Source organism: Rhodopseudomonas sp. G2_2311, assembly GCF_047501505.1.
Lineage (GTDB): Bacteria > Pseudomonadota > Alphaproteobacteria > Rhizobiales > Xanthobacteraceae > Rhodopseudomonas > Rhodopseudomonas palustris_H.
In genome coordinates this window covers 25,418-48,317 of sequence record NZ_JAZDRK010000028.1, presented here as the reverse complement: position 1 = coordinate 48,317, position 22,900 = coordinate 25,418, and the positions used below count along the sequence as shown (strand labels likewise).

Here is a 22,900-nt window from a genome sequence, read left to right as displayed (position 1 = left end):
GTGGGGGCAGGTGCGGTGCTTGCGGGGCTGCGGGGCTCGCGGCGCGGTTTGCGCTCGCGCTGTTCGCGCGGCTCGCGGCGCGGTTCGCGCTGGCGGCCTTCCGGCGCGGTACGGCGGGAGCGTGACGGGCGCTCGGTCTCGGCCTCGGCCTCGGGGCTGACAGCCTCGCTCTCGACCGACGGCCCGACCTCGGCGCGCGGGATCGCCTGACCGATCAGCTTCTCGACCGCGGCCATCGACTTCTGGTCGGACGGCGCCACGATCGTCACCGCAGTACCGGTGCGGCCGGCGCGGCCGGTGCGGCCGATCCGGTGGACGTAGTCGTCGGGGTGATGCGGAACGTCGAAGTTGAAGACGTGGCTCACTTCCGGAATGTCGAGGCCGCGGGCCGCGACGTCGGAAGCGACCAGGATCGGCAGATCACCCTTGCGGAAGGCTTCCAGCGCGGCCATGCGCGCGGTCTGGTCCATGTCGCCGTGCAGCGCGCCGACGCTGAAGCCGTGACGCTGCAGCGACTTCGCGAGCAGCGCGACTTCGCGCTTGCGGTTGCAGAAGATGATCGCGTTCTTGAGGTCGTTGGCGCCGCGGATCAGCCGGCGCAGCGTCTCGCGCTTCTCGTGCGGCTCGCGGCCGCAAGGAACCTGCGACTGGGTCACCGTCACTGCGGTCGAGGCCGGCTTGCTGACTTCGACCTTTTCGGGATTGTGCAGGAAGGTCTCGGTGATGCGCCGGATTTCGTTCGGCATCGTCGCGGTGAAGAACAGGGTCTGGCGGGTGAACGGGACCAGCTTGCAGATCCGCTCGATGTCCGGGATGAAGCCCATGTCGAGCATCCGGTCGGCTTCGTCGATGATCAGCATCTCGACGCCGGTGAGCAGCAGGCCGCCGCGTTCGGTGTGGTCGAGCAGGCGGCCCGGGGTGGCGATCAGCACGTCGACGCCGCGGGTGAGCTTGAGGTCCTGATCACCGAACGAGACGCCGCCGATCAGCAGGGCGACGTTGAGTTTCTGGCCGGCGCCGTATTTGTCGAACTGCTCTTTGACCTGGGCGGCGAGTTCGCGGGTCGGCTCGAGGATCAGGGTTCGCGGCATCCGGGCCCGGGCGCGGCCCTTTTCCAGCATCGTCAGCATCGGCAGCACGAAGGCTGCTGTCTTGCCGGTGCCGGTCTGGGCGATGCCGAGGACGTCCTTGCGGGCGAGGACGTGGGGGATCGCCTGCTGTTGAATGGGAGTGGGCGAAACGTAACCGGCGGCGGCGACGGCGGCTTGGACTTTCTCGGAAAGTCCCAGATTGGAAAAAGACATCGAGCCTCTGTTGTCGGGGCGCGGCCTGATTCTAACACCATCGGCCGGAACTCGGGGGTCACGCCACTTAATCGAACCGCCGCATGGATTCTGCGAAATCTCTGTCGCGCTCAACCCCGGAGCGGCTAGCAATCGTGCACGGGGAAGTCGGATCGCGGACAGGCGGCTCAATCTGGGTATCACTTGACGCAATACCGGGCCGCATCACGGGCGGAACATAGGCCGGAATCGGCCAAAGTCAATGCGCCGGCGCATGAAACGGCTGAAATAGCTTAATGTTTTTGCGTCTCGGGGCCCCGATCGGGGCGGCAGCGGCGCAGCGTTTCGGTCGGCGATTCCCCGAACGCCTCCCGGTAGTCCTGAGCGAACCGGCTCGGGTTGGCGAAGCCGCAGCGGAGCGCGACGCCGATCAGCGTCGTCGCGGCGCCGGTCTCCAGCAGCTGCTTGGCGTGATTGAGCTTGGCGCGCTTGACGTAGGCCGACGGCGAGTAGCCGCGATGCTTGAGGAAGGCGCGGGTGAGGGTGGAGATGCTGACGCCGGCAATCCGCGCGACGTCCTCGACGCTGATGTCTTCGTCGCGGTGGCTCTCGACGTAGTGCTCCGCGGTGCGGACGTAGCGCGGCACGTCGTCACTCACCGCGTTGGCATTCTCAAGCAGATGGCCGAGATTGTGCCGGCTGCAATACAGCAGCGCCGTGATGCAGGACTGCTCCAGATGGAGCAGCACGTTCTTCGGCCACACCGAGTAGGCCGAGTCCAATCGTGACGCGAGCAGCGTCGTCAGCTCTCTGAAGCCGAGATAGCGTGGCTCGTCGTTGCAGATCGCCGGCTCGAACAGGATCGGTTGCCGCGGCTTGAAGCCGACCAGTGACGAGACGGTCCGCTCCAGCACCCGCTGCGGCATTCGCAGCAACAATTGTCGCGAGTTCTGTCCGAATTCGAGCTGGGCGCTCACCCCCGGCGAACAAATACAAGCTGCGCCTTGCGACAGTTCGACGCGGCGATTGCCGCTGGTGAGTAGCGCATCGCCCTCCAGGCAAAGATGCACCAACGCGATCTCGCGTTCGGGGATCAGTAGCCGGGTCGCACCGGAACTGTGGACGAAATACAAGCCGATATGCGGCAGCTCGGCGAGGTTGGTCCGCATGAAGAAGTCGCTGGGATTCGAGACGATCATGTCGACGCCGTAGCGCCGCAGGATGTCTCTCGCTTCAACCGGATCGTGGCTCCGCACCAGCGGGAAATCCTGCAGTAATTCCTGATCCGAGTATGAAACGATGTCTTCCGAATTCATCTGACGCTCACGCTGACTCCAGTGGATGGTCTCGCTATTTCGACCCTTGTGACAGCTTTGTCGACCCGTCTCCCGGTTTTGTCCTACCTGACCGAATTTGTACTTACTCGCGCTTAGCAGCCTGCTGATACGGACGATGATCGGTGTTGCGTGTTTGGGGCACCACCGTCGGGATAGCGAGCTCTTTGATCAATTTGCGCATCACACGACCACGCCGTGAAGCAGCGAGTTTATCGGAAGCCCGCCCCGTCGGCGCTAACAACATCGGCCAATGCTCGAACGTATGGTGCGACGGGTCGGCACATTAAGGGTTGGGGGTACCTGCCATGCAGCTTTCGAACGTCAAATTGCTCTACAAGATCATCGGGTGTTTCTTATTGCTCAGTGTCGTCGTCGGCTTCGGAGTCTGGTTCGCCGCTTCGAAGATGGAGGAGATCAACCGAACCTACGCGTCGATGCTCGAAAACGAAGTGCAGGGCATGAAAGCGAACTTCCGCGCCAACGCCCGCCTGTTCAATTTCGGACGGATGTCATGGCGGATCATCGCCGAAACCGATCCGGCGGAAATGCAGAAGCTCAGCCGGGAGATTACGGCCAATCATAAGGAATTCAGCGATTTCATCGCGCAGGCGAAAAAAGGCCTGCCGCAATTTGCCGCGGACTTCGATCGGATCGATCGGATGTTCGACGACATGATGACGAAGGAATACCCCCCGCTCGAGCAGGCCACAATGGCCAACAACAACGAGCTCGCGGTCCGTCTGGCCAAGGATATCGCCAAACACAATCAAGCCGTGCGCGATGCTCAATTTGCAATCAGCAATAAGCTCGACAAGGAGCTGAGCGATCGCTCGCAGGCGGCGTCGGCCGATGTCGCCAGCACCATCAAGCTGACGGTTCTGCTGGTCGGCGGCGGCTTCCTCGCCGTGCTGGCGCTTGCCTTTGCGATCGTGCAGTTCGGCATCGCCCGTCCGATTGGTCGGCTGGTCGGCGATCTGCAGGCGATGGCGCGAGGCCAGGACGTCGAGGTCTCGGGGACCGAACGCGGCGACGAAATCGGCCAGACCGCCAATGCGGTCAACGGCATCAAGCTGATGCTCGCCGAGAAGGCCCGGCAGGAGGCCGCGGGCAAGGCCGAGCAGGACCGCATCATTGCGGTCCAGCGCAAGCAGGAGATGGAGAAGCTCGCGCATCAGTTCGAGGCCGCGGTCGGTGAAGTGATCCGCGCGGTGTCGTCCGCCTCGACCGAGCTCGAAGCGTCGGCGACGACGCTGACCTCGAGCGCGCAGCGTGCGCAGGAAGTCACCACATCGGTCGCGGCGGCTTCCGAGCAGGCCTCGGCGAATGTGCAGTCGGTGGCGTCGGCGACCGAGGAGATGGCCTCGTCGGTCACCGAGATCAGCCGGCAGGTTCAGGACTCCGCGCGCATCGCCCATGAGGCGGTGACTCAGGCGCAACGCACCAACGAACGCGTCGGCGATCTGTCGCAGGCGGCGACGCGGATCGGCGATGTCGTCGAACTGATCAACACCATCGCCGGCCAGACCAATCTGCTGGCGCTCAACGCCACGATCGAAGCAGCGCGCGCCGGCGAGGCGGGCCGTGGCTTTGCGGTGGTGGCGGCGGAAGTGAAGGCGCTCGCCGAGCAGACCGCCAAGGCGACCGGCGAGATCAGTCAGCACATCGGCGGCATCCAGGCTGCGACGCATGAATCGGTGAACGCGATCCGCGAGATCGGCGCCACGATTTCGAAGATGTCGGAGATTGCGTCGACCATCGCCTCGGCGGTGGAAGAGCAGGGCGCCGCGACGCAGGAGATCTCGCGCAACGTCCAGCAGGCCGCGCAAGGTACGCAGCAGGTCTCTGCAAGCGTGGTCGACGTGCAGCGCGGCGCCAACGAGACCGGCTCGGCATCGACGCAGGTGTTGGCCGCGGCGCAGTCGCTCGCCAATGACAGCAACCGGCTGAGGATGGAAGTCGGCAAGTTCCTCGAGACAGTCCGCGCGGCGTAAGCGCCGCGGCTCTTCTGCGGACAACCAGTTGCCCCGGGTGCGGACTGCCAAAGCCCGCACCACCCGGCCGGATCGTGGCCGCCATCGACGTCCTTTTCGGTTGAACCGTGCTCGGGTTCTGACCGACTATGGCGCAGGCGGACGCGATCCGGCCGCTTCGTTTTGAGGGACTGGAATGCGATCGATCGGAAGGGCCGGCACGCGGCACGGAGCTGCGCTACTTGCGGCCGTCACCTGCGTGCTTGCGCTGCTGGTCGCCGGCCCCGCATCGGCTGCGAAGCGGGTCGCGCTGGTGATCGGCAACGACGATTACCGCAACGTCCCCAGGCTGCAGAAGGCGGTCAACGACGCCCGCACGATTGGCGACGCGCTGAAGACCCTCGGCTTCCAGGTGATGGTGGCCGAGAACCAAACTCGCGCCGCGTTCAGCCAAAGCCTGCTGGCGTTCGACACCACGATCGAACCCGGCGACACCGCGTTCTTTTTCTACGCCGGTCATGGCTTCGAGATCGCGGGGCAGAACTACCTGCTGCCGATCGACGTGCCGGCCGCCACCGAGGGCCAGGAAGAACTGGTGCGCGACGCCTCGATCATGGCGGACCGCATCATCGACCGGCTGCAGAACCGCGGCGCGCGCACCGCGATCCTGGTGCTCGACGCCTGCCGCAACAATCCGTTCGAACGCCGCGGCGTGCGCGCACTGGCGGGGCGCGGCGGGCTCGCGCCGATGACGACGCTACCTGAAGGCGTATTTTCGATTTTCTCAGCCGGCCCGCGGCAGACCGCGCTCGACCGGTTGTCCGATAACGACAGCAATCCAAACTCGGTGTTCACCCGGGTGTTCGTGAAGCAGTTGCTCGATCCCGGCGACAACCTGGTGCAGGTGGCGCAGCGCACCCGGCGCGCCGTCAGCGAGATGGCCGATACCATCGGCCACAAGCAGGTCCCGGTGTATTTCGACCAGATGGTCGACGACGTCTTCCTGAACGGTCGGCCGCAGCCGAGCGCCGCCGCGACGGAGCCTTCGCAGAAGGTCGCCGCACTGCCGCCAGTCGCGCCGCTGAAGCCGCCGGCCTCGGAGACGCTGAACGCGCCGATCGCCAGCTTCTCCCGGCACAATGGCGGATGGACGGTGTCGTTCTCGATTGCCGATCCGACGCTGGGCATCTCGTGGCGGATGGGCGAGGGCGCATTCCGCGAAACCGGCTTCATGGATGCGCTCGATCCGCGCACCCGCAAGCGGATGCCGAACCCGTCGATCCAGCTTCCCGCGGACGCGCCTGCCGGCACCATCGAGCTGCGCTACATCGATGCGCAAGGCGAGATGCAGGGGCCGTTTCCGATCAAGTTCGAACCGGAGGCGGCGCTGATCCGCGATCAGCGCAAGATCCTCGACATGACGGCGACGAGCTGGCTGTCGTTCCGCGAGTACAATGGCCTGCTCGTGTACTACACGCACCTGATGTCGTATCGCTGCGCGATCCGGGAAGTCCGGATCGGGATCGACAGCGCGGTGCCGGACAAGGTGCTGAAGATGCCGCCCTGCGATATGCGCGATCCGATCGCGATCCCGAGCAGCGCGCAGCCCTATCTGAAGCTGGCGCCGAACGTGCAATCGGTGTCGGTCGAGCTGACCTACCGCGACGGCAGCGTGTCGGAGATCAAGACGTTCCGCCGGTGAGGCTCGTGTCGCTGCGATCGGCTGGGGGCTCGGCTGGAGTAGCACAGGTCCGTCATGAGGCGCCCTTCGCCTCGATCAGTGCACGAACGCGCTCGGCCACCTGCGGCGAGGCAGGATTATAGACGATCATGCCGAGCTCGGGGCGCCCCTCGACCGCGAAGGACGAGAACTCCAGGTCCAGACGACCGGCCTCGGGGTGTTTGATGCACTTGACGCCTTCGCCATGCGCGACGACGTCGTTGTCCTGCCACAGCGCGGCGAATTCGGTGCTGAGCCGGCAAAGCTCATCCACCAGTCGGGAGACCTCTTCAGTACCGGCGGCGCCGGCGCGGGCCACGTCGGCACGGAACGCGCCGACGACGAAGCGCGCCACGCTGCTCCAGTCCTCCTGCCGGGCTCGCTTGCGCGCATTGCCGAACAGCAGGCGCAGGATGTTGCGTTGCTCGCGCGGCAGCTTGCTGTAGTCCGTGAGCAGTGCCGCGGCCGCCTTGTTCCAGCCGACGACGTCCCAGGTTGCGGTCTTGATAATCGCCGGACTGAGCGGCATCGCATCCAGCACCCGCTGCAATCGCGGTGAGATGCCGTCGGCGGGCGTGTATCGCACTTCCGGCGGCCGGCCGAGGCCGAGCATGAACAGATGCTCCCGCTCGGGTTCGGTCAGCATCAGGCCCTTGGCGATGCGATCAAGCACCGCGGCCGACGGCGCGCCGCCGCGGCCCTGTTCGAGCCACGTGTACCAAGTGGAGCTGATATTGGCGCGCTGCGCCACTTCCTCGCGCCGCAGTCCAGGCGTGCGGCGCCGACCGATGGAGAAACCGAGTGCGGCCGGGTCGAGTCGGGTCCGGCGGCTGCGCAAATAGGAACCGAGCGCGTTCTGATCAGGAGTCACGTCTGATCCTATTGATTATTATACCAGGATAATGTCACGGCTTTAACAGGTTTAGACATACCGCCAGATTTGCCGCCGAACAAACTCGGAGGTGTCTGATGCGTGTCTTCCTCACTGGTGCGACCGGCTTCGTCGGCTCGCACGTCCTCAAAGAACTGCTTGCCGCGGGCCATCAGGTGACCGGGCTGACCCGCTCCGATGCGGGCGAGCGTTGGCTGGCTCAGGCAGGCGCCAGCGTTCATCGCGGAACATTGGAAGATGCCGGCAGTCTCGCGCGCGGGGCCGAGCAGGCGGATGCCGTGATCCACACGGCGTTTGATCACACCTTCTCGCGCTATCTTGAGAATTGCGCCAAGGACGCGTGCGTGATCAGCGCGATGGCGGAGGTGCTGAAGGGCTCGGACCGGCCGCTGATTATTACGTCGGCGACTGGCATCGGCGCTCCGGGCGCCGGTCTGCCGGCCGTGGAGGAGGTGGTCGACTGGGCTCACGCTTTGCCGCGGATCGCCAGCGAGCGCGCCGGCCGGGAGGCCGCCGACAAGGGCGTCTCGGTAGCGGTGGTGCGGCTGCCGCAAGTGCACGACACCGAAAAGCAGGGGCTGATCTCGCCTCTGATCGACATCGGCCGGGCCAAGGGTGTGTCGGCCTATGTGGGTGACGGCAGCAACCTTTGGTCGGCTGTCCATATCGACGATGCCGCGCGCCTGTATCGGCTCGCTCTCGAACATCACCAGGCTGGCGCCCGCTATCATGCGGTCGCCGAGGAAGGCGTCAGTATGCGCCGGATCGCCGAGACGATCGGCGCAGGTCTCGGCGTTCCGGTGGCCGCGTTGCAGGCGGACGAGGCGGTCGGTCACTTCGGCTGGCTGGCGCCGTTCATGGCGATGGACATGCGGGCGTCGAGCGCCGCAACGCGTAGCCGGTTGAACTGGACACCTACCGGCCCCGACCTGCTCACCGATCTAAAGGCGATGGACTATCGCAAGCTGCGCACGGCGAGCTGACCATCGTGAGGCGGCCGCTTGCCGCGTGCCGTCTCACGCCTTGCGCGAAATGAAGATCAGCAGCAGCCCGCCGAATGCGGTCGAGGCGCCGTACCACATCCATTGCGACTGGTTGATCATGAAACTCTGAGCCGGCCATTGAATGAGGCCGGCGCCTTGGCCGGTCCAGACCAGCCCCACGAGCAGGGCGATGACGCCGATGACGAGAAACAATGTGCGCATGGACGAATTAGGCACGGTTTGGCCGACCGGCACAAGACCCGCGAAGGTCGACCTGGACTAGCCGCCGCTGAGTGAGCGGCTGATGCGGGTGACAATCGGATCCCAGCGGCGCTTCTCGGCCGCGGGATAGTTGATCAGCACGCAGTGCATCACGCCCGCCGCACGATTGCAGCGATTGTACCAGTGTGAAAAGAGAACGACCATCGCTCCTGTTTCCCATCCCGGCCGGCTGCTGAAGCGAGAACTGGCGGCGCGGAAACTCAGCGCCAACCGGCTGGCGCTGGACATAGGCGTTCCGTCTGGACGGATCACCGACATTCTCAACGGTCGTCGGTCGATGACTGCGGATACCGCGGTGCGGTTGGGTCGTTATTTCGGAAATGCTCCGCAGTTCTGGCTCGATCTGCAGAGCCAGTACGACATCGCCGTCATCGAGCGTGACAAGGGCGCGGAGATCGACCGTCAGGTGCGGCCGGCGGACGCCGCCTGACCGATCGAGTCTTCACACGTCCAGCAGCTCGTCGCTGGCGAACTCGGCCTTCTCGGAGATGAAGGCGAACCGGGCTTCCGCCTTAGTGCCCATCAGCCGCTCGACCGAATTGGCGGTGCCGTCGCGGTCGTCCGGGAGCAGCACGACGCGCAGCAGCGTGCGCTTGGCCGGATCCATCGTGGTCTCTTTGAGCTGCGCCGGCATCATCTCGCCCAGACCTTTGAAGCGGCCGACATCGACCTTGGCGTTGGCGTTGAATTCCTTCCGCAGCAGCTCTTCTTTGTGGGCGTCGTCGCGGGCGTACACCGTCTTGGCGCCATGGGTTAGCCGGTACAGCGGCGGCACGGCGAGATAGAGGTGGCCCTCGTCGATCAGCTTCGGCATCTGCCGGTAGAAGAAGGTGATCAGCAACGAGGCGATGTGGGCGCCGTCGACGTCGGCGTCGGTCATGATGATGATGCGCGAATAGCGCAGATCTTCCTCGCGGTAGTTCACCCCGGTGCTGACACCGAGCGCTTGGATCAGGTCCGACAGCTGGGCGTTCGCCACGACCTTGTCCTTGCCGGCGGAGGCGACGTTGAGGATCTTGCCGCGCAGCGGCAGCACTGCCTGGGTCGAGCGGTCGCGCGCCTGCTTGGCGCTGCCGCCGGCCGAGTCGCCCTCGACGATGAACAGTTCGGAGCCTTCGGCCGCGGTCGAGGTGCAGTCCGCCAGCTTGCCGGGCAGCCGCAGCTTCTTCACCGCGGTCTTGCGCGAGATTTCCTTTTCCTGGCGGCGGCGCAGTCGCTCCTCGGCGCGCTCGATCACGAAGTCGAGCAGCTTCGTGGCCTGCACCGGGTTGCCGGACAGCCAGTGGTCGAACGGATCCTTGATCGCCTGTTCGACGATCTTCTGGGCTTCGGCGGTGGCGAGGCGGTCCTTGGTCTGGCCCTGGAATTCGGGCTCGCGCACGAACACCGACAGCATTACCGCGGCGCCGACCATCACGTCTTCCGAGGTGATCGACGAGGCGCGCTTGCCCTGGCCGGCGCGCTCGGCGTGGTCCTTGAGGCCGCGGAGCAGGGCGCTGCGCAGGCCGGATTCGTGAGTGCCGCCGTCGGGCGTGGGCACGGTGTTGCAGTACGACGACAGGAAGCCGTCGGCATCGGCCGTCCAGGCGACCGCCCATTCGCACGCGCCGTGCGCGCCGTTGCGGCCCGACTTGCCGGCGAAGATGTCCGGGTGCACGAGCGTGTCGTTGTGGATCGCCGCGCCGAGGAAGTCCTTCAGGCCGCCGGGGAAGTGAAACTCGTCCTCGGCCGGGACGTCCTCGATGCCTTTGAGCAGTTCGGGATCGCACTTCCAGCGGATCTTCACGCCGCCGAACAGATACGCCTTCGAGCGCGCCATCTTGAACAGACGCTGCGGCTTGAACGCGGCTTTGGCGCCGAAGATCTCGGTGTCGGGCTTGAAGCGGACGCGGGTGCCGCGGCGGTTGTTGACCTTGCCGAGGTCCTCGAGCTTGCCCTTGGGGTGGCCGCGCTCGAACACCATGCGGCTGAGCTGCTGATTGCGCGCCACCTCGACTTCAAGACGCGACGACAACGCATTGACGACGCTGACGCCGACGCCGTGCAGACCGCCCGAGGTCTCGTACACCTTGCTGTCGAATTTGCCGCCGGCGTGCAGCGTGCACATGATCACTTCGAGCGCCGACTTCTTCGGAAATTTCGGATGCGGATCAACGGGAATGCCGCGTCCGTTATCGGACACGGTGAGGAAGCCGTCGGCCGACAGCTCCACCTCGATGAAGGTGGCGTAGCCGGCCAGCGCTTCGTCCATCGAGTTGTCGATCACTTCGGCGAACAAATGGTGCAGCGCCTTTTCGTCGGTGCCGCCGATATACATGCCGGGCCGGCGCCGGACCGGCTCCAACCCCTCCAGCACCTCGATGTCCGCGGCGGTATAACCGTCCTCGGCGCCGCTCGGCTTCGCCGCCGCCTTGGGCGCGGCGGGCTTTGGCGCAGCCCCGAACAGGTCGCTGGCTGATTTCGATTTCGAGCTTGCCTTCAATGCCTTGGCCATGAGTCCTGGAGTCTGTTCTGATGTCGTGCGAACGGCCGAAGCCGTACGAATCGCTGTGTTGCACTATGCCATGGAAGGGCTACGGGTGTGACGCTGGGTCGAGACCCGGCCAGCGCAGGGCGCCGACAGGGGCTGCAGGCCGGGCGGATGCACGAGAATGTGCACCCCGCAAACCGGTGCCGACCGACTACCGGGAGGCCATATAGGCTCCTCGGGCAGGGTTGAATAGAGCCGACGCGCCTCGGGACCCTGCGTTGCAGCGATACCTTAATACCGGCAATGGCTTGCGCCGGATCAATCTTCCGGGCTGAGGCGCGAGGTCGCGCCGGCTGGCCGCATTGCGGCCATGTCGGTCTGGTCGGGAGGGCGTGTCGCATGTTGGACCGGCCATGGTCCGTGCTATTGCGACAGCCATATGAAAGGTCGCGTCGGGGGACGGCGGCCATCTGAAAGACAATGGAAGCCTATATCCACGACATCGCCGAGTTCGTGCGCCAGCATCAGGCGTGGGCCGCACCCGTCGTCCTGGCGCTGGCCTTTGGCGAGTCGCTCGCCTTCATTTCGCTGCTGATCCCGGCCTGGGGCGCCCTGGTTGCGATCGGGGCGCTGATCGGCGTCTCCGGCCTCAGCTTTTGGCCGGTGTGGATCGCGGGCGGCGTCGGCGCTGCGCTCGGCGACTGGGTCTCGTATTGGTTCGGCTACCGCTACAAGGACAACGTCGCCCAGATCTGGCCGCTGTCGAAATATCCCGGGCTGCTGCGGCGGGGCGAGGACTTCGTCCGCAAATGGGGCGTGCCCAGCATCTTCATCGGTCGGTTCTTCGGGCCGCTGCGCGCCTCGGTGCCGCTGGCGGCCGGCATCTTCGAGATGCCGTTCTGGCCGTTCCAGATCGCCAATGTGGTGTCGGCCTTGGTGTGGTCGGCGGTACTGCTGCTGTTCGGCGACGGCCTGTCGATCGGGCTCGGCTGGATGCTGCGGTCGGTCTGACGGTCCCGATCAAATGCGCGTCATGACGTGATCGCGCCATGAAACGCGCCATGAGTTGCGGCTTAGACTGCGCCGCAATCACCAGCGAGGACACGCCATGGATCTGACCCGACGTCACGCCCTCACTGCGACTGCCGCGCTTGCGGCGGTACCGCTGCTGCGCAGCGCGCCCGCCCACGCCGCGGCGCCGGTCGCCGACAAGCAGGCGCCGAGCTACTACCGCTACCGGGTCGGCGACGCTCAGGTGAATGTGGTGTCCGACGGCATCAGCACCTTTCCGCTGGTCGACGGCTTCGTGCTCAACGCCATGAAGGACGATGTCGGCGATGCGCTGGAAGCGGCGTTCCTGCCCAAGGACAAAGTCTCGATCCATTTCGCGCCGCTGGTGATCAACACCGGCGGCAAGTTGGTGGTGCTCGACACCGGCAACGGCCCCGGCGCATTCGCGTCGAGCAAGGGCAATGTCGGCCAGTTCGCCGGCAACATGGCGGCCGCAGGGGTCGACCCGAAGGCGGTCGACCTGGTGGTCATCTCGCATTTCCACGGCGACCATATCAACGGCCTGCTCGATGCGTCGGGTCAGCCGGCGTTTCCGAACGCCGAGGTGCTGGTCCCGGCCGCGGAGTGGAAATACTTCATGGACGACGGCGAGATGAGCCGGGCGCCGGCGGGCCGGATGCAGAGCGTGTTCCAAACCGCGCGAAAAGTGTTCGACACCGGGCTCAACAAGAAGGTTACGCCGTACGAGTGGGGCAAGGACGTCGCGCCCGGCCTGCTGGCGGTCGAGACCCGCGGCCATACCCCGGGCCACACCTCGTTCGTGCTGTCGTCCGGCGCCGACAAGGTGTTCATCCAGTCCGACGTCACCAATGTGCCGGCGCTGTTCGTCACCCATCCGGGCTGGCACCTGATGTTCGATCAGGATCCGGCGATGGCCGAGACCACCCGCCGCAAGACCTACGACATGCTCGCCGCCGAGAAGATGCGGGTGCAGGGCTTCCACTTCCCGTTCCCGGCGATGGGCCATGTCGAAAAGACCGCCGACGGCTACCGCCTGGTGCCGTCGCCGTGGAATCCGGTGATCTGAGATCGTTCCTGAGGCCTGAGAATCTCGTCATTGCTTCGTGGCGGAGCCTGTGCCCGGACGGCGCGGAGCGCCGATCCGGGTGCTGCTCGCAACGACCGAGGGCTCAGGCTGCGAGCCGCGGGGCGAGGTGGCGGATTAGCGCCACGGCTTCCGGCGGCGGCTTCTGCTCGACCCGACGATACACCCGGCCATCGCGGGTGCGGGTCATCAAGCCGTTGTCGCACATCATGCGTCGCAGCAGCGCGTGATCGCCGAAGCCATGATGGCCGAGCAACAGCTCGTTGAGCTGTTTCTCGCTGAGCTCGCGGCCCGCTGGCACGCGCGACCACATCACCCATAGGCAGAGCAGGCGATGGCTGGCCTTCTTCGGCCATCGTGTCAGCACGCCACTCGCATCGAAGTAACGGGTGGCCTGCGCGACCTTCTGCAGATCGGGGGCCGGCTCCGGTTCGGGCTGGCGCTGCAGCATGTCCTCGGCGTCGAACTGGGCGCGGAAATGCTGGAAGTTGCGATAGCCGGCCGAGCGCGCCAGCAGGTTCAGCATCTCGACATGGCCGAGCTTGTGGCCCTGGGCGTCGAGCTCGCGGTTGAGCGCGCGCGCCAGCGCGGACACATCCTGGGTGGCGAAGGGGAAAGCAGTTCTAGTCATGACCTCATCCTCGATCGTGCCGAACGATGAATGTCGTTGGTCGCTGACTTACGACGGCGGCACGGGATAAGTGTCTGCCGATCAAGGAAACAGGCAGGTTTAGCTTCCCCGAGGGGACAGCGACGCCTTGGTGAACTGCCGACCAGTACGCGGGGAAATACAGCTCCATCGCGCGATTGGCAAGCTATGCGTGCGGCAGCGCCGTCATGAGCGAGACCGAGATCTGCGCCCGTGATGGGTTGACCTGGTACGTAACCGCTCCTATCAACGCGCTATGCTCAACGCGCTCACCACCGCAAAAGCCCGCCGCCGCATTCCCGCGGCATGGGTTGACGCGCGCGTCTGACAGCGTCCTCCCTGCCGCCGGTTACGGTCCGCGGCAGGTGAGCTTCAAATCCCCCTTACGCGCATCGATCCGGCGGCTCCCGTTCAAACCAGGAGCTTATCGCCATGTATGCGCCACCCCAGTTCAAGCCCGACCGGTCCGCCTGCTTCAAGCCCGACCGGTCCGCCTGCCTTGCGTTCGCGGCGGCGCGCGGTTTCGGCCTCGCTTGCGCCCATGACGCCGCCGGGCCGATCGCTTCGCCGCTGCCGTTCGCCATCCAATATGCTAGCGATGGCACCCCGCTGTTGTCGTTCCACATCGCGCGCAATAACCCGCTGGCGCGCTGCGCCGATGCCCGCACACCCCGTGGCTGATGGCGGTGACCGCCGGTCATGCCTATGTGTCGGCCGACTGGTACGCATCGCCGGATCAGGTGCCGACCTGGCTGTATCGCAGCGTGCAGCTGACCGGCCCGGCGGCGGTGATGTCGGCCAGCGAATTGGAGGCGCAGCTCGACGATGTCAGCGCCGTGTTCGAGGCCGCGCTGGCGCCGAAGCGGCCGTGGACGATGGCCAAGATGGCGGCCGGCCGGCGCAATGCGATGAAGCAGGCGATCGTCGGGGTGATGATGCGGGTCGATGCGGTGGCGGGCAGCTTCAAGCTCAACCAGCACAAGTCCGACGCCGATCACGTCGCGGTCGCCACCGCGCTGGCGCGTCAGCCCGACGCCGGCTCGCAGGAAATCGCGGCCGAGATGGTCGCGCTGCGGCCGCATCTGGATTACACCGTGCCGGCACTCGCCGGCGAACCCGCTTGATCAAGGAGCTTCACATGACCCTGACCGACAGCCCCCTCCCAGGCCAGGCGAAGGCTGCGAGCGGCAAGCCGGTGGTGTTCATCGACGGCGCCGCCGGCACCACGGGCCTCGGCATCCGCGAGCGGCTGGCCCGCCACGGCCAGGTCACCGTGAAGGACATCCCCGACGACAAGCGCAAGGATCCCGGCGCCAAGCGGGCGCTGATGGCCGAAGTCGATCTCGTCATCCTGTGCCTGCCGGACGATGCCGCCAAGGAGACGGTAGCGCTCATCGACGACCTCGGCGCGGCGGCCCCGAAGGTGCTCGACGCCTCGACCGCGTTCCGGGTCGCGCCGGACTGGGTCTATGGCTTCGCCGAGCTGGCGCCGGACCAGGCCGACAAGATCCGCGCCGCCAAGAAGGTGGCCAATCCCGGTTGCTACCCGACCGGCGGCATCGCGCTGCTGCGGCCGCTGGTCGACGCCGGCCTGCTGCCGGCCGACCATCCGGTGACGATCAACGCCGTCAGCGGCTATTCCGGCGGCGGCAAATCGATGATCGCGGCCTACGAGGCCGGCACCGCGCCGGCGTTCGAGCTGTATGGCCTCGGCTTCGCGCACAAGCATCTGCCCGAAACCCAGAAGTACTCGGCCCTGTCGCGGCGGCCGATCTTCATTCCCTCGGTCGGTAACTTCCGTCAGGGCATGCTGGTATCGGTGCCGCTGCATCTCGATACGCTGCCGGGCAAGCCGGCGGTCGCAGACCTGCATGCCGCGCTGGCGCAGCGCTATGCCGGCAGCACCTATGTGTCGGTGCCGCCGCTCGATGCTGCGCCGTACGCGGGCGGCCGGATCGAGCCGGAAGCGCTCAACGACACCAATCAGCTCGAGCTCTACGTGTTCGGCAGCGACACGCACCGCCAGGCGGTGCTGGTGGCGCGGCTCGACAATCTCGGCAAGGGCGCCTCCGGTGCCGCCGTGCAGAACATGCGGCTGATGCTCGGCTTGCCTGATACTGGCGGGATCGATTAGCCGTCTCGCTTTGCTGTGGAGTGGCTCCCGTCCTCTCGGTCGGGAGCCTCGTCATTTTTGGAACCTGACATGACTCAAGCTTTCGACGACGACACGCTGCGGTTCTACCGCGGCAATGCCACCGCTTACGCCGAGCGGCAGCCGCGGAGCGCGACGCTGACCAAATTTCTGGGCGAACTGCCGGCCGGTGCCAAGCTCCTCGAGCTCGGCTGCGGGGCCGGCTACCAGGCCGAAGCGATGCTCGCGGCCGGTTTCGATGTGGACGCGACCGACGGCTCCCCGGAACTCGCGGCGGAAGCCTCGCGCCGGCTTGGGCGACCGGTCCGCACCATGTTGTTCCATCAGCTCGACGCGATCGACGCTTACGACGCGGTTTGGGCTCACGCCTGCCTGCTGCACGTGCCGCGCGATGAGCTTGCCGACGTGCTGAAACTGATCTGGCGGGCGCTGAAGCCCGGCGGCCTGTTCTATGCCAGCTACAAGTCCGGCGACAGCGAGGGGCGGGACAAGCTCGCGCGCTACTACAATTACCCGTCCGAGGAGTGGCTTCGTGGGCGTTATGCGGAAGCTGGCACTTGGGCATCGGTCGCGGTCGAGACCAGCGAAGGCAAGGGGTTCGACCAAGAACTCGCTCATTTCCTTCATGTAACGGTCCGGAAGCCGGAGTGACTGCTTACCGTCACGGAGTTCCCGGGCGGCTGTGCAAAGTGAGACACAGTGTTGCTGTTGCGTCTCACCAAGTCGGACGCTGTTCAGTTAGCGCACGGTTAGTACCGCGGCTGCAGCATATGCGATTAGCTTGCAGTGATAATTGAGTGAGTTGTGCCGGGCGTCCTTGCCAGCGCCCGGCGACCTGAGCCAAGCTCCACGCGGGAGGCCGAAGGCGGGATCGCTTTCGGTTGCGACAGCAGGTGGGGGCGGCAATGGCGAGTGTGCAACCGGCGGCGCGGCCGTCGAAGCGGTTCCAGATCGCACTGATCAAACCGTCGCATTACGATGACGACGGCTACGTCATTCAGTGGTTCAGGTCCTTCATCCCCTCAAACTCACTGGCGGTGGTTTACAGCCTGGTAGAGGACGCCCGGCAGCGCCGCGCGTTGGGCGACGTCGAGATCGATATTACCGCTGCTGACGAGATCAACACCCGAACGCGTATTCCGCAGATCATCGAGCGGTTCCGGACCCACGACTTCTTCGGGCTGGTGTTCATCGTCGGGGTGCAGTCCAATCAGTTCCCGCGCGCGATGGACATCGCCCGTCCGCTGCGGGCTGCCGGCGTTCCGGTCGCGATCGGCGGCTTCCACGTCTCCGGCTGCATCGCGATGCTCCCCGGGATCCAGCCTGATCTGCAGCAGGCGCTCGACCTCGGCGTCACCCTGTATGCCGGCGAGCTCGAAGGTCGCTGCGACGAGCTGCTGCGTGACGCCGCCAGCGGCGCGCTGAAGCCTCTGTACAACTATCTGAACGACCTGCCGTGCCTGGAGGGCGTGCCGACGCCGGTGCTGCCGCGCAAATTCCTCAAGGGTACGTTCAGCCTGCAAACCTCGTTCGATGCCGGCCGCGGCTGTCCGTATCAGTGCTCGTTCTGCACCATCATCAACGTCCAGGGCCGCAAATCGCGCGGCCGCAGCGCCGACGATATCGAGCGCTTGGTGCGCGCCAACATGGCGCAGGGCGTCAACTGGTTCTTCATGACCGACGACAATTTCGCCCGCAACAAGGACTGGGAGGTGATCCTCGATCGGCTCGCCGCGCTGCGCCGCGAATTTGCTGCGACCGGGCAGAAGGACATCAAGCTGGTCATCCAGGTCGACACGCTGTGCCACAAGATCGATGGCTTCATCGAGAAGGCGCGGGCTGCGGGTGTGGTCCGCACATTCCTCGGATTGGAGAGTATCAACCCGCAGAATCTCGCTTCGGCGAAGAAACGTCAGAACAAGATCACCGAATATCGGCAGATGCTGCTGGCCTGGAAAAAGGCCGGGGTGATCACCTATGCGGGCTATATCCTCGGCTTCCCGCACGACACGCCGGAGAGCATCGCCGAAGATATTGCGATCATCCAGAAGGAGCTGCCGCTCGACATCCTCGAGTTCTTCTGCCTGACGCCGTTGCCGGGCTCCGAGGATCACCAGCGCCTGTTCAATCAGGGCGTGGCGATGGACAGCGATCTCAACCGGTTCGACATCGAACACGTGGTCACGCCGCATCCGAAGATGAGCCGGGAGGAGTGGCAGGGCGCGTACCTCAAGGCTTGGGAGCTGTACTATTCGGCCGAGCACATCGAACGGATGATGCGCCGCGCCGCCGCGACCGGGGTCGGCGTGTCACGGCTGGCGTCGATGATCTTCCTGTTCTCATCGATGGTCCGGATCGAGAAGGTGCACCCGCTGCAGGGTGGCATCATCCGGCTGAAATATCGGCTGGACCGCCGCCCGACGCTGCCGGTCGAGCCGGCGCTGGTGTTCTATCCGAAGCTGATCGCCGAGAGGGCTCGCAAGCTGGTTCAGAACGTCCGGCACTGGTTCTGGATCGACGGCCTGCGCCGCAAGATCCGCAGCGACCCGAACCGGATGAGCTACACCGACACCGCGATCACCCCGGTCGGCGACCACGAGGTCGAGGAGCTGGAGCTGTTCACCCACACCCAGGCCGCCCAGGACGCCGTGGAGCACATCCGCAAGATCAACCAGCTCACCCACGCCAAATCGGTGGCGTAGGCGGCAGCTGCTTGTCTCCGTCATTCCGGGGCGCGCGCCAGCGCGAACCCGGAATCTCGCGTTATCGTCAAGGAAGATGCCGCACGGTGCGCGGCGGGCGCCGTGCATAAGCACGTCGAGATTCCGGGTTCGCCAGCTTCGCTCGCGCCCCGGAATGACGGCGAGGCGAAGCTCTTTCGGATCTGTTCTCAAGTTCCCGCCGTCATGCTTAAATCGCTCCGTTCCATTCAAACGGCTTCGGAGGCGGAATGACGGTGGCTCCTGTGCTGGTGATCCTCAGCGCGGCGACGGCGTTGGGGCTTTATCTCGGGCTGCTTTATCTGCGCGGCGACCGCAAGCAGGGGCTGGTCGCGCTGCACATGCTGCTCGGCTTTGGCGGGCTCGAGACTCTCGTTATGCTGCTGCACGGCACGCCGGATGGAGCTGCGACGACGGATAGCGTCTCCTTCGGCAAGATCGCGGCCGGTTTGTTCGCAGTATCGGCCTTCTCCGGCTTCATCGCCGCGCTGGCGCGGCGCTCGCCGGTCGGCGCTAACGTCCTGCTCGGCACGCACGTCACCGTCGGTCTCGCCGGTTTCGCGCTGCTGCTGGCTTGGGTGTCGGGGACGTAGCGTCGGTCCCTCGGCCTCAGCGGGCCGCGGTGAGCAGTTCGCCGTCGTCTGCGGCAGCGGGCGCCAACTTCAATTGCGCCTCCTGTTCGATCAGCCGCAATGTCTGCGCCAGATGGCGCTCGGTCGTTGCCACTACACCGTCCCGGTCGCGGCTGCGATAGAGCGCCAGCAGTTCGGCGTGATCGCGGTTGTTCATGTCGCGGATGTCCGGATCGGCGAACAGCGACAGGACAACATAAGGCGAGGCGGCATGGGCAAGGTTGTAGACCACGCTGCCGAGGCGGCCGCCGGTGGTGTTGCCGGTCAGGGCGGCGTGAAATTCCTCGTTGAGATTGGCCCAGCTTTGCGCTGAGACCTTGCCGCACATCTTGCGATGGCAAGCGTCGGCGCGGGCGAGATCGTCGTCAGTGACGCGATCGAAGGTGCGGGCGGCCAACAGAGGCTCCAGCCGCATCCGCATCTGGTAGATCTCCTGCACGTCGTCCAGCGTCAGCCCGCGAACGACGGCGCCGCGCCTTGCGTCGAGTGAGATCAGCCCTTCCGACAGCAGGTCGCGAAATGCTTCGCGCACCGGCGTCGTACTGACGTCGAGCTGACGCGCGATCTCTTCCTGCCGCAGCCGCGTGCCGGCCGGATAGCGCCCCTGCAGAATCTTGGTCCGCAGATCGAGCAGGACATGCTGGCGGACCGTCGTGGGCTGTCCACGTCTCCGCATCTTTCACTCCCTTAAGTGCCGATCGCCGAGGCGATCACGAGGCAGCCGCCGGCAGCTTCGTATCGCGCGCGGATTAGTCGTCGTTTCAATCTCGATATCACAGAACGTGCCCGGACCGGTGCCGCTTCGGTGTGCACAATGCACAATGCATTGGAGCGGCGGGATGGGACGAAGCACGGCGGCGGCGAACGCCGCGAGGGCGGGCGACCTTCCGCTAATCGCCTGCGCTGCAGCGGGAATTGGCGTTCTTCGACCTTTGTCGAATGTGCTGGCATGGGCTTTGCAAAGCATTCGCAAAGGAGCAAATCCATGGCAGAGCCGCAGATCCAACTCAGCGTTCGAGACGTCCGCAAGGTGTTTCCCGGAAAAGGGGGGCCAGTGCCGGTTCTCGACGGACTGTCCTTCGACATCTACGAGCGCGATTTCGTCAGCATCATCGGGCCGAGCGGTTGCGGCAAGACCACGATCTTCAACGTGATCGCGGGACTACTGAATGCCGATAGCGGCAGCCTGATCTATCGCGGTGAGCAGGTCAGCAGTCTGCGCGGCCGCATCGGCTACATGATGCAGAAGGACCTGCTGTTTCCCTGGCGGACGGTGCTGGAGAACGTGCTGCTCGGCCTGCGCGTGCGCGGCGTCGCCGATGCCGAAGCGCTCGACACCGCGCGCGAGTATCTGTCGACCTTCGGTCTATCGGGATTCGAGAAAGCCTATCCCAAGACCTTGTCGGGCGGCATGCGCCAGCGCGTGGCGCTGATCCGGACGCTGATCATGGATCCCGACATCCTGCTGCTCGACGAGCCGTTCTCCGCGCTCGACTACCAGACGCGGCTGTATCTCGAAGGCGTGCTGATGGAAGCGGTAGAGACCTTCAACAAGACCGTCATTCTGATCACCCACGACGTTGACGAAGCGGTCGCCTTGTCCAAGCGCGTCGTCGCCCTGAGCGGGCGGCCGACGCGGGTCAAGAATGTCCATCACATTGACATCGAGCGCACCGGTCCCGTGGAGGCGCGCAGCGATCACCGCTTCTCCGATTATTTCCACATGCTCTGCGGTGAGCTCGACATTCAGACCCGAAAAGTGAAGTCTAACTGATGACCAGCGCAACAGACGTCGCACCCCGTACCGGCGGCACTGCCATCCGGCCCAATCGCGAAACGATCAGCCTGACCCAGCGTCTGGTCGTCACGTTCGACACGCATCTCGGTCGCACCGCGCTGCAGGCGCTCGCGGTGGTCGCGTTCTTCCTGCTGTGGGAGCTCGGAGTCCGCATGGGCTGGATTTCGGAGTTCCTGGTCGGGAAGCCGTCGGGGATCTGGGTGCGGTTCGAGACTCAGTTGCTCGACGGGTCGCTGTTCGTCGACAGCGGCTACACGCTCTACGAAGCTCTGATCGGCTTCGTGGTCGGCACCATCGTCGGTTCGGTTCTCGGTCTGGCGATGTGGTACTCGACCTTCATCGCCCGGATGGTCGAGCCCTTCATCGTGGCGCTCAACAGCGTTCCGAAGATTGCTCTCGCCCCGGTGATCCTGCTGTGGTTCGGCACAGGCTTGTTGTCGAAGGTGGTGCTGGTGGTGTCGATGACGGCGCTGGTGGCGCTGATCGCAGCGTATCAAGCCGCCAAAGACAGCGATAAGGATCTGCAGTCGCTGATGCTGTCGATGGGCGGCTCCAAACACCAGATCTTCTACAGCGTGGTCGTTCCGTCGTCGCTGCCGGCGATCATCGCGACCTTCCGGATCAACATCGGTTTCGCTCTGGTCGGTGCGGTGGTCGGAGAGTTCATCTCGTCCAAGCGTGGCCTTGGCCATCTCGTTTACAACGCATCGAGCCTCTACGACCTCAACTCGGTCTGGGTCGGCCTATTCGTCCTGATGTTTATGGGCTTCGTGCTCTACCACGGGATCGATGCGCTCGAGCGCTACCTGCTGCCCTGGAAGCAGGACACCGGACACGTCCGGATTCAGGCCTAGACGCGGCCGCACCAACTCCCACCACCTCCTTCACCCAACCTCGGAGCCGAAACCTTATGCGTTCGATCGGAAAACTTGTCGGTGCAGCCACCGTCGTGGCGTCGTTAGTAGCTTCGACGGTGGTCCCCACCGCCGCGATGGCCAAGCAGGTCAAAATCTCTCAGGCCTTCCAGTCCATGCTCTACCTGCCGTTCTACGTCGCGCTGGATAAGGGCTTCTTCAAGCAGCAGGGCCTCGACGTCGACAAGGAGACCGCAGGCTCGCCGACCACGGCGTTGTCCGCAGTCCTGTCGGGGAGTGCGTCGTTCTCGATCCACGGCCCGGAATGGACCGCGATCGCCAACTCGAAGGGCGCAGATGTCGGCATCATCTGCAACGTGGTGAATGGCGCGGCCGTGTGGGTGGCTGCCGCACCCGACTTCAAGTACGACACGCTCCAGGATCTGAAGGGCCAGAAGGTCGTGGCCGGCCTGATGCCGACCACCAGCACCTCGCTGTTCATGAAGTTGCTCAAGGACAACGGCATGAAGCCTGACACTGACGTCGATCTGCTGCAGGTGCAGATCGGCTCCGAGCCGGGGCCATTTCTCGGCGGTCAGGCCAAGGTGGCGGTGCTGTATGAACCGGGCCTGGATCAGGTGGTGGCCAAGGGCATGAAGGTGGTGATCGGCTTCCCGAAAGCCTACGGTCCGTATGCGTTCTCGTCGATCACCGCTCGCAAGAACGTCGATCCGAAAGATGCACAGGCGGTGGTCAACGCGATGGAGCTGGCGCTGCGCTTCATGAAGAACAATCCCGATGAAGCGGTCGCGATCGCCCAGAAGGAATTCCCGACGCTCGATCCGAAGATCGTCGAAGCGGCCGTCCGGCGGATGATCGCCGAAAACGTCTATCCGAGCAGCGTGCAGACCACGCAGCAGGCCTACGAGACCGCGATGCAGACCCAGATCGCGCTTGGCAATCTGAAGCTGGCGCCGAAGTACGAGGACTTCGTCATTCAGGATTACGTCAAGCCGGCGCTCGCGCTGAAATAACCATGGCC

General features: G+C 65.1%; 20 protein-coding genes and 1 pseudogene. 14 read left to right on the top strand and 7 right to left on the bottom strand.

Translation table 11 applies throughout. The features are described from left to right. On the bottom strand, window positions 1-1,304 hold a 1,304-nt coding region (locus VRZ08_RS23290), incomplete at its 3' end, for a DEAD/DEAH box helicase (protein WP_414534048.1). Between the two features lie 272 nt (window positions 1,305-1,576). Further along, on the bottom strand, window positions 1,577-2,599 hold the full coding sequence (locus VRZ08_RS23285) for an AraC family transcriptional regulator (RefSeq protein ID WP_414534047.1): 1,023 nt from the start codon (window positions 2,597-2,599) through the stop codon (window positions 1,577-1,579). 326 nt (window positions 2,600-2,925) lie between these two features. On the opposite strand from VRZ08_RS23285, the gene VRZ08_RS23280 reads away from it, so the two are divergent. Both VRZ08_RS23280 and VRZ08_RS23275 read left to right on the top strand, forming a co-directional pair. Then, a complete protein-coding gene (locus VRZ08_RS23280; protein WP_414534046.1) occupies window positions 2,926-4,611 on the top strand; it encodes a methyl-accepting chemotaxis protein in 1,686 nt (561 codons plus the stop codon). Between the two features lie 175 nt (window positions 4,612-4,786). After that, the gene (locus tag VRZ08_RS23275; protein WP_264073363.1) at window positions 4,787-6,292 is read left to right on the top strand and encodes a caspase family protein; all 1,506 of its coding nucleotides are present in this window, start codon (window positions 4,787-4,789) and stop codon (window positions 6,290-6,292) included. A 52-nt stretch (window positions 6,293-6,344) separates the two neighbouring features. Here the strand turns inward: VRZ08_RS23275 and VRZ08_RS23270 are convergent, their stop codons facing one another. Further along, on the bottom strand, window positions 6,345-7,181 hold the full coding sequence (locus tag VRZ08_RS23270; protein ID WP_414534045.1) for a helix-turn-helix transcriptional regulator: 837 nt from the start codon (window positions 7,179-7,181) through the stop codon (window positions 6,345-6,347). Between the two features lie 98 nt (window positions 7,182-7,279). On the opposite strand from VRZ08_RS23270, the gene VRZ08_RS23265 reads away from it, so the two are divergent. After that, window positions 7,280-8,185, top strand: a complete 906-nt coding sequence (locus tag VRZ08_RS23265; protein WP_414534044.1) for an SDR family oxidoreductase — start codon at window positions 7,280-7,282, stop codon at window positions 8,183-8,185. A gap of 33 nt (window positions 8,186-8,218) precedes the next feature. Here VRZ08_RS23265 and VRZ08_RS23260 read toward each other — a convergent pair whose 3' ends face one another. After that, on the bottom strand, window positions 8,219-8,407 hold the full coding sequence (locus tag VRZ08_RS23260) for a hypothetical protein (RefSeq protein WP_042441071.1): 189 nt from the start codon (window positions 8,405-8,407) through the stop codon (window positions 8,219-8,221). 130 nt (window positions 8,408-8,537) lie between these two features. Between VRZ08_RS23260 and VRZ08_RS23255 the strand changes: the two genes are divergently transcribed. Next, a complete protein-coding gene (locus VRZ08_RS23255; protein WP_414534043.1) occupies window positions 8,538-8,897 on the top strand; it encodes a HigA family addiction module antitoxin in 360 nt (119 codons plus the stop codon). A 12-nt stretch (window positions 8,898-8,909) separates the two neighbouring features. Here VRZ08_RS23255 and parE read toward each other — a convergent pair whose 3' ends face one another. Beyond that, window positions 8,910-10,961: a DNA topoisomerase IV subunit B gene (parE, locus tag VRZ08_RS23250; protein WP_107344412.1), complete on the bottom strand. Its 2,052-nt coding sequence runs from the start codon at window positions 10,959-10,961 to the stop codon at window positions 8,910-8,912. 456 nt (window positions 10,962-11,417) lie between these two features. Between parE and VRZ08_RS23245 the strand changes: the two genes are divergently transcribed. Together VRZ08_RS23245 and VRZ08_RS23240 are read left to right on the top strand one after the other, a co-directional pair. Further along, window positions 11,418-11,948, top strand: a complete 531-nt coding sequence (locus tag VRZ08_RS23245; RefSeq protein ID WP_263988372.1) for a DedA family protein — start codon at window positions 11,418-11,420, stop codon at window positions 11,946-11,948. Between the two features lie 97 nt (window positions 11,949-12,045). Beyond that, on the top strand, window positions 12,046-13,035 hold the full coding sequence (locus tag VRZ08_RS23240; RefSeq protein WP_414534042.1) for an MBL fold metallo-hydrolase: 990 nt from the start codon (window positions 12,046-12,048) through the stop codon (window positions 13,033-13,035). A gap of 103 nt (window positions 13,036-13,138) precedes the next feature. Here the strand turns inward: VRZ08_RS23240 and VRZ08_RS23235 are convergent, their stop codons facing one another. Next, window positions 13,139-13,684, bottom strand: coding sequence for a DUF2087 domain-containing protein (locus tag VRZ08_RS23235; RefSeq protein WP_414534041.1), 546 nt, complete (start codon window positions 13,682-13,684; stop codon window positions 13,139-13,141). Window positions 13,685-14,134: 450 nt separating this feature from the next. Between VRZ08_RS23235 and VRZ08_RS23230 the strand changes: the two are divergent. From VRZ08_RS23230 to VRZ08_RS23210, 5 genes and pseudogenes are all read left to right on the top strand, one after another. Then, window positions 14,135-14,826, top strand: a pseudogene (locus VRZ08_RS23230) (FMN-binding negative transcriptional regulator). Window positions 14,827-14,840: 14 nt separating this feature from the next. Continuing rightward, window positions 14,841-15,836, top strand: a complete 996-nt coding sequence (gene argC / locus VRZ08_RS23225) for an N-acetyl-gamma-glutamyl-phosphate reductase (RefSeq protein WP_414534040.1) — start codon at window positions 14,841-14,843, stop codon at window positions 15,834-15,836. Window positions 15,837-15,905: 69 nt separating this feature from the next. Continuing rightward, window positions 15,906-16,505, top strand: a complete 600-nt coding sequence (locus tag VRZ08_RS23220; protein WP_414534039.1) for a class I SAM-dependent methyltransferase — start codon at window positions 15,906-15,908, stop codon at window positions 16,503-16,505. 254 nt (window positions 16,506-16,759) lie between these two features. Then, the gene (locus VRZ08_RS23215; RefSeq protein WP_414534038.1) at window positions 16,760-18,556 is read left to right on the top strand and encodes a B12-binding domain-containing radical SAM protein; all 1,797 of its coding nucleotides are present in this window, start codon (window positions 16,760-16,762) and stop codon (window positions 18,554-18,556) included. Window positions 18,557-18,804: 248 nt separating this feature from the next. Then, window positions 18,805-19,167 carry a hypothetical protein gene (locus tag VRZ08_RS23210; protein ID WP_011158044.1) on the top strand — a complete coding sequence of 121 codons (363 nt, stop codon included), beginning with the start codon at window positions 18,805-18,807 and terminating at the stop codon, window positions 19,165-19,167. Window positions 19,168-19,183: 16 nt separating this feature from the next. On the opposite strand, the gene VRZ08_RS23205 is transcribed toward VRZ08_RS23210, so the two are convergent. Next, window positions 19,184-19,882: a GntR family transcriptional regulator gene (locus VRZ08_RS23205; RefSeq protein ID WP_414534037.1), complete on the bottom strand. Its 699-nt coding sequence runs from the start codon at window positions 19,880-19,882 to the stop codon at window positions 19,184-19,186. A gap of 15 nt (window positions 19,883-19,897) precedes the next feature. On the opposite strand from VRZ08_RS23205, the gene VRZ08_RS23200 reads away from it, so the two are divergent. From VRZ08_RS23200 to VRZ08_RS23190, 3 genes are read left to right on the top strand one after another with little or no spacing between them, the layout of a single operon-like run. Then, window positions 19,898-20,980 carry an ABC transporter ATP-binding protein gene (locus VRZ08_RS23200; protein WP_414534036.1) on the top strand — a complete coding sequence of 361 codons (1,083 nt, stop codon included), beginning with the start codon at window positions 19,898-19,900 and terminating at the stop codon, window positions 20,978-20,980. Further along, a complete protein-coding gene (locus VRZ08_RS23195) occupies window positions 20,980-21,858 on the top strand; it encodes an ABC transporter permease (RefSeq protein WP_346294564.1) in 879 nt (292 codons plus the stop codon). Before VRZ08_RS23200 ends, VRZ08_RS23195 begins: the two co-directional genes overlap by 1 nt. A 56-nt stretch (window positions 21,859-21,914) precedes the next feature. Next, window positions 21,915-22,892 (top strand): ABC transporter substrate-binding protein, encoded by a 978-nt coding sequence (locus VRZ08_RS23190; RefSeq protein WP_414534035.1) that lies wholly within the window; start codon window positions 21,915-21,917, stop codon window positions 22,890-22,892. The last annotated feature ends 8 nt before the right edge of the window (window positions 22,893-22,900 follow it).

What these genes read in the sequence shown, in the direction of transcription:
- VRZ08_RS23285 (WP_414534047.1), bottom strand. Translation starts at nt 2,599, where the DNA reads ATGAATTCGGAAGACATCGTTTCATACTCGGATCAGGAATTACTGCAG.
- VRZ08_RS23280 (WP_414534046.1), top strand. Translation starts at nt 2,926, where the DNA reads ATGCAGCTTTCGAACGTCAAATTGCTCTACAAGATCATCGGGTGTTTC.
- VRZ08_RS23275 (WP_264073363.1), top strand. Translation starts at nt 4,787, where the DNA reads ATGCGATCGATCGGAAGGGCCGGCACGCGGCACGGAGCTGCGCTACTT.
- VRZ08_RS23265 (WP_414534044.1), top strand. Translation starts at nt 7,280, where the DNA reads ATGCGTGTCTTCCTCACTGGTGCGACCGGCTTCGTCGGCTCGCACGTC.
- VRZ08_RS23260 (WP_042441071.1), bottom strand. Translation starts at nt 8,407, where the DNA reads ATGCGCACATTGTTTCTCGTCATCGGCGTCATCGCCCTGCTCGTGGGG.
- parE (WP_107344412.1), bottom strand. Translation starts at nt 10,961, where the DNA reads ATGGCCAAGGCATTGAAGGCAAGCTCGAAATCGAAATCAGCCAGCGAC.
- VRZ08_RS23245 (WP_263988372.1), top strand. Translation starts at nt 11,418, where the DNA reads ATGGAAGCCTATATCCACGACATCGCCGAGTTCGTGCGCCAGCATCAG.
- VRZ08_RS23240 (WP_414534042.1), top strand. Translation starts at nt 12,046, where the DNA reads ATGGATCTGACCCGACGTCACGCCCTCACTGCGACTGCCGCGCTTGCG.
- VRZ08_RS23235 (WP_414534041.1), bottom strand. Translation starts at nt 13,684, where the DNA reads ATGACTAGAACTGCTTTCCCCTTCGCCACCCAGGATGTGTCCGCGCTG.
- argC (WP_414534040.1), top strand. Translation starts at nt 14,841, where the DNA reads ATGACCCTGACCGACAGCCCCCTCCCAGGCCAGGCGAAGGCTGCGAGC.
- VRZ08_RS23220 (WP_414534039.1), top strand. Translation starts at nt 15,906, where the DNA reads ATGACTCAAGCTTTCGACGACGACACGCTGCGGTTCTACCGCGGCAAT.
- VRZ08_RS23215 (WP_414534038.1), top strand. Translation starts at nt 16,760, where the DNA reads ATGGCGAGTGTGCAACCGGCGGCGCGGCCGTCGAAGCGGTTCCAGATC.
- VRZ08_RS23210 (WP_011158044.1), top strand. Translation starts at nt 18,805, where the DNA reads ATGACGGTGGCTCCTGTGCTGGTGATCCTCAGCGCGGCGACGGCGTTG.
- VRZ08_RS23205 (WP_414534037.1), bottom strand. Translation starts at nt 19,882, where the DNA reads ATGCGGAGACGTGGACAGCCCACGACGGTCCGCCAGCATGTCCTGCTC.
- VRZ08_RS23195 (WP_346294564.1), top strand. Translation starts at nt 20,980, where the DNA reads ATGACCAGCGCAACAGACGTCGCACCCCGTACCGGCGGCACTGCCATC.
- VRZ08_RS23190 (WP_414534035.1), top strand. Translation starts at nt 21,915, where the DNA reads ATGCGTTCGATCGGAAAACTTGTCGGTGCAGCCACCGTCGTGGCGTCG.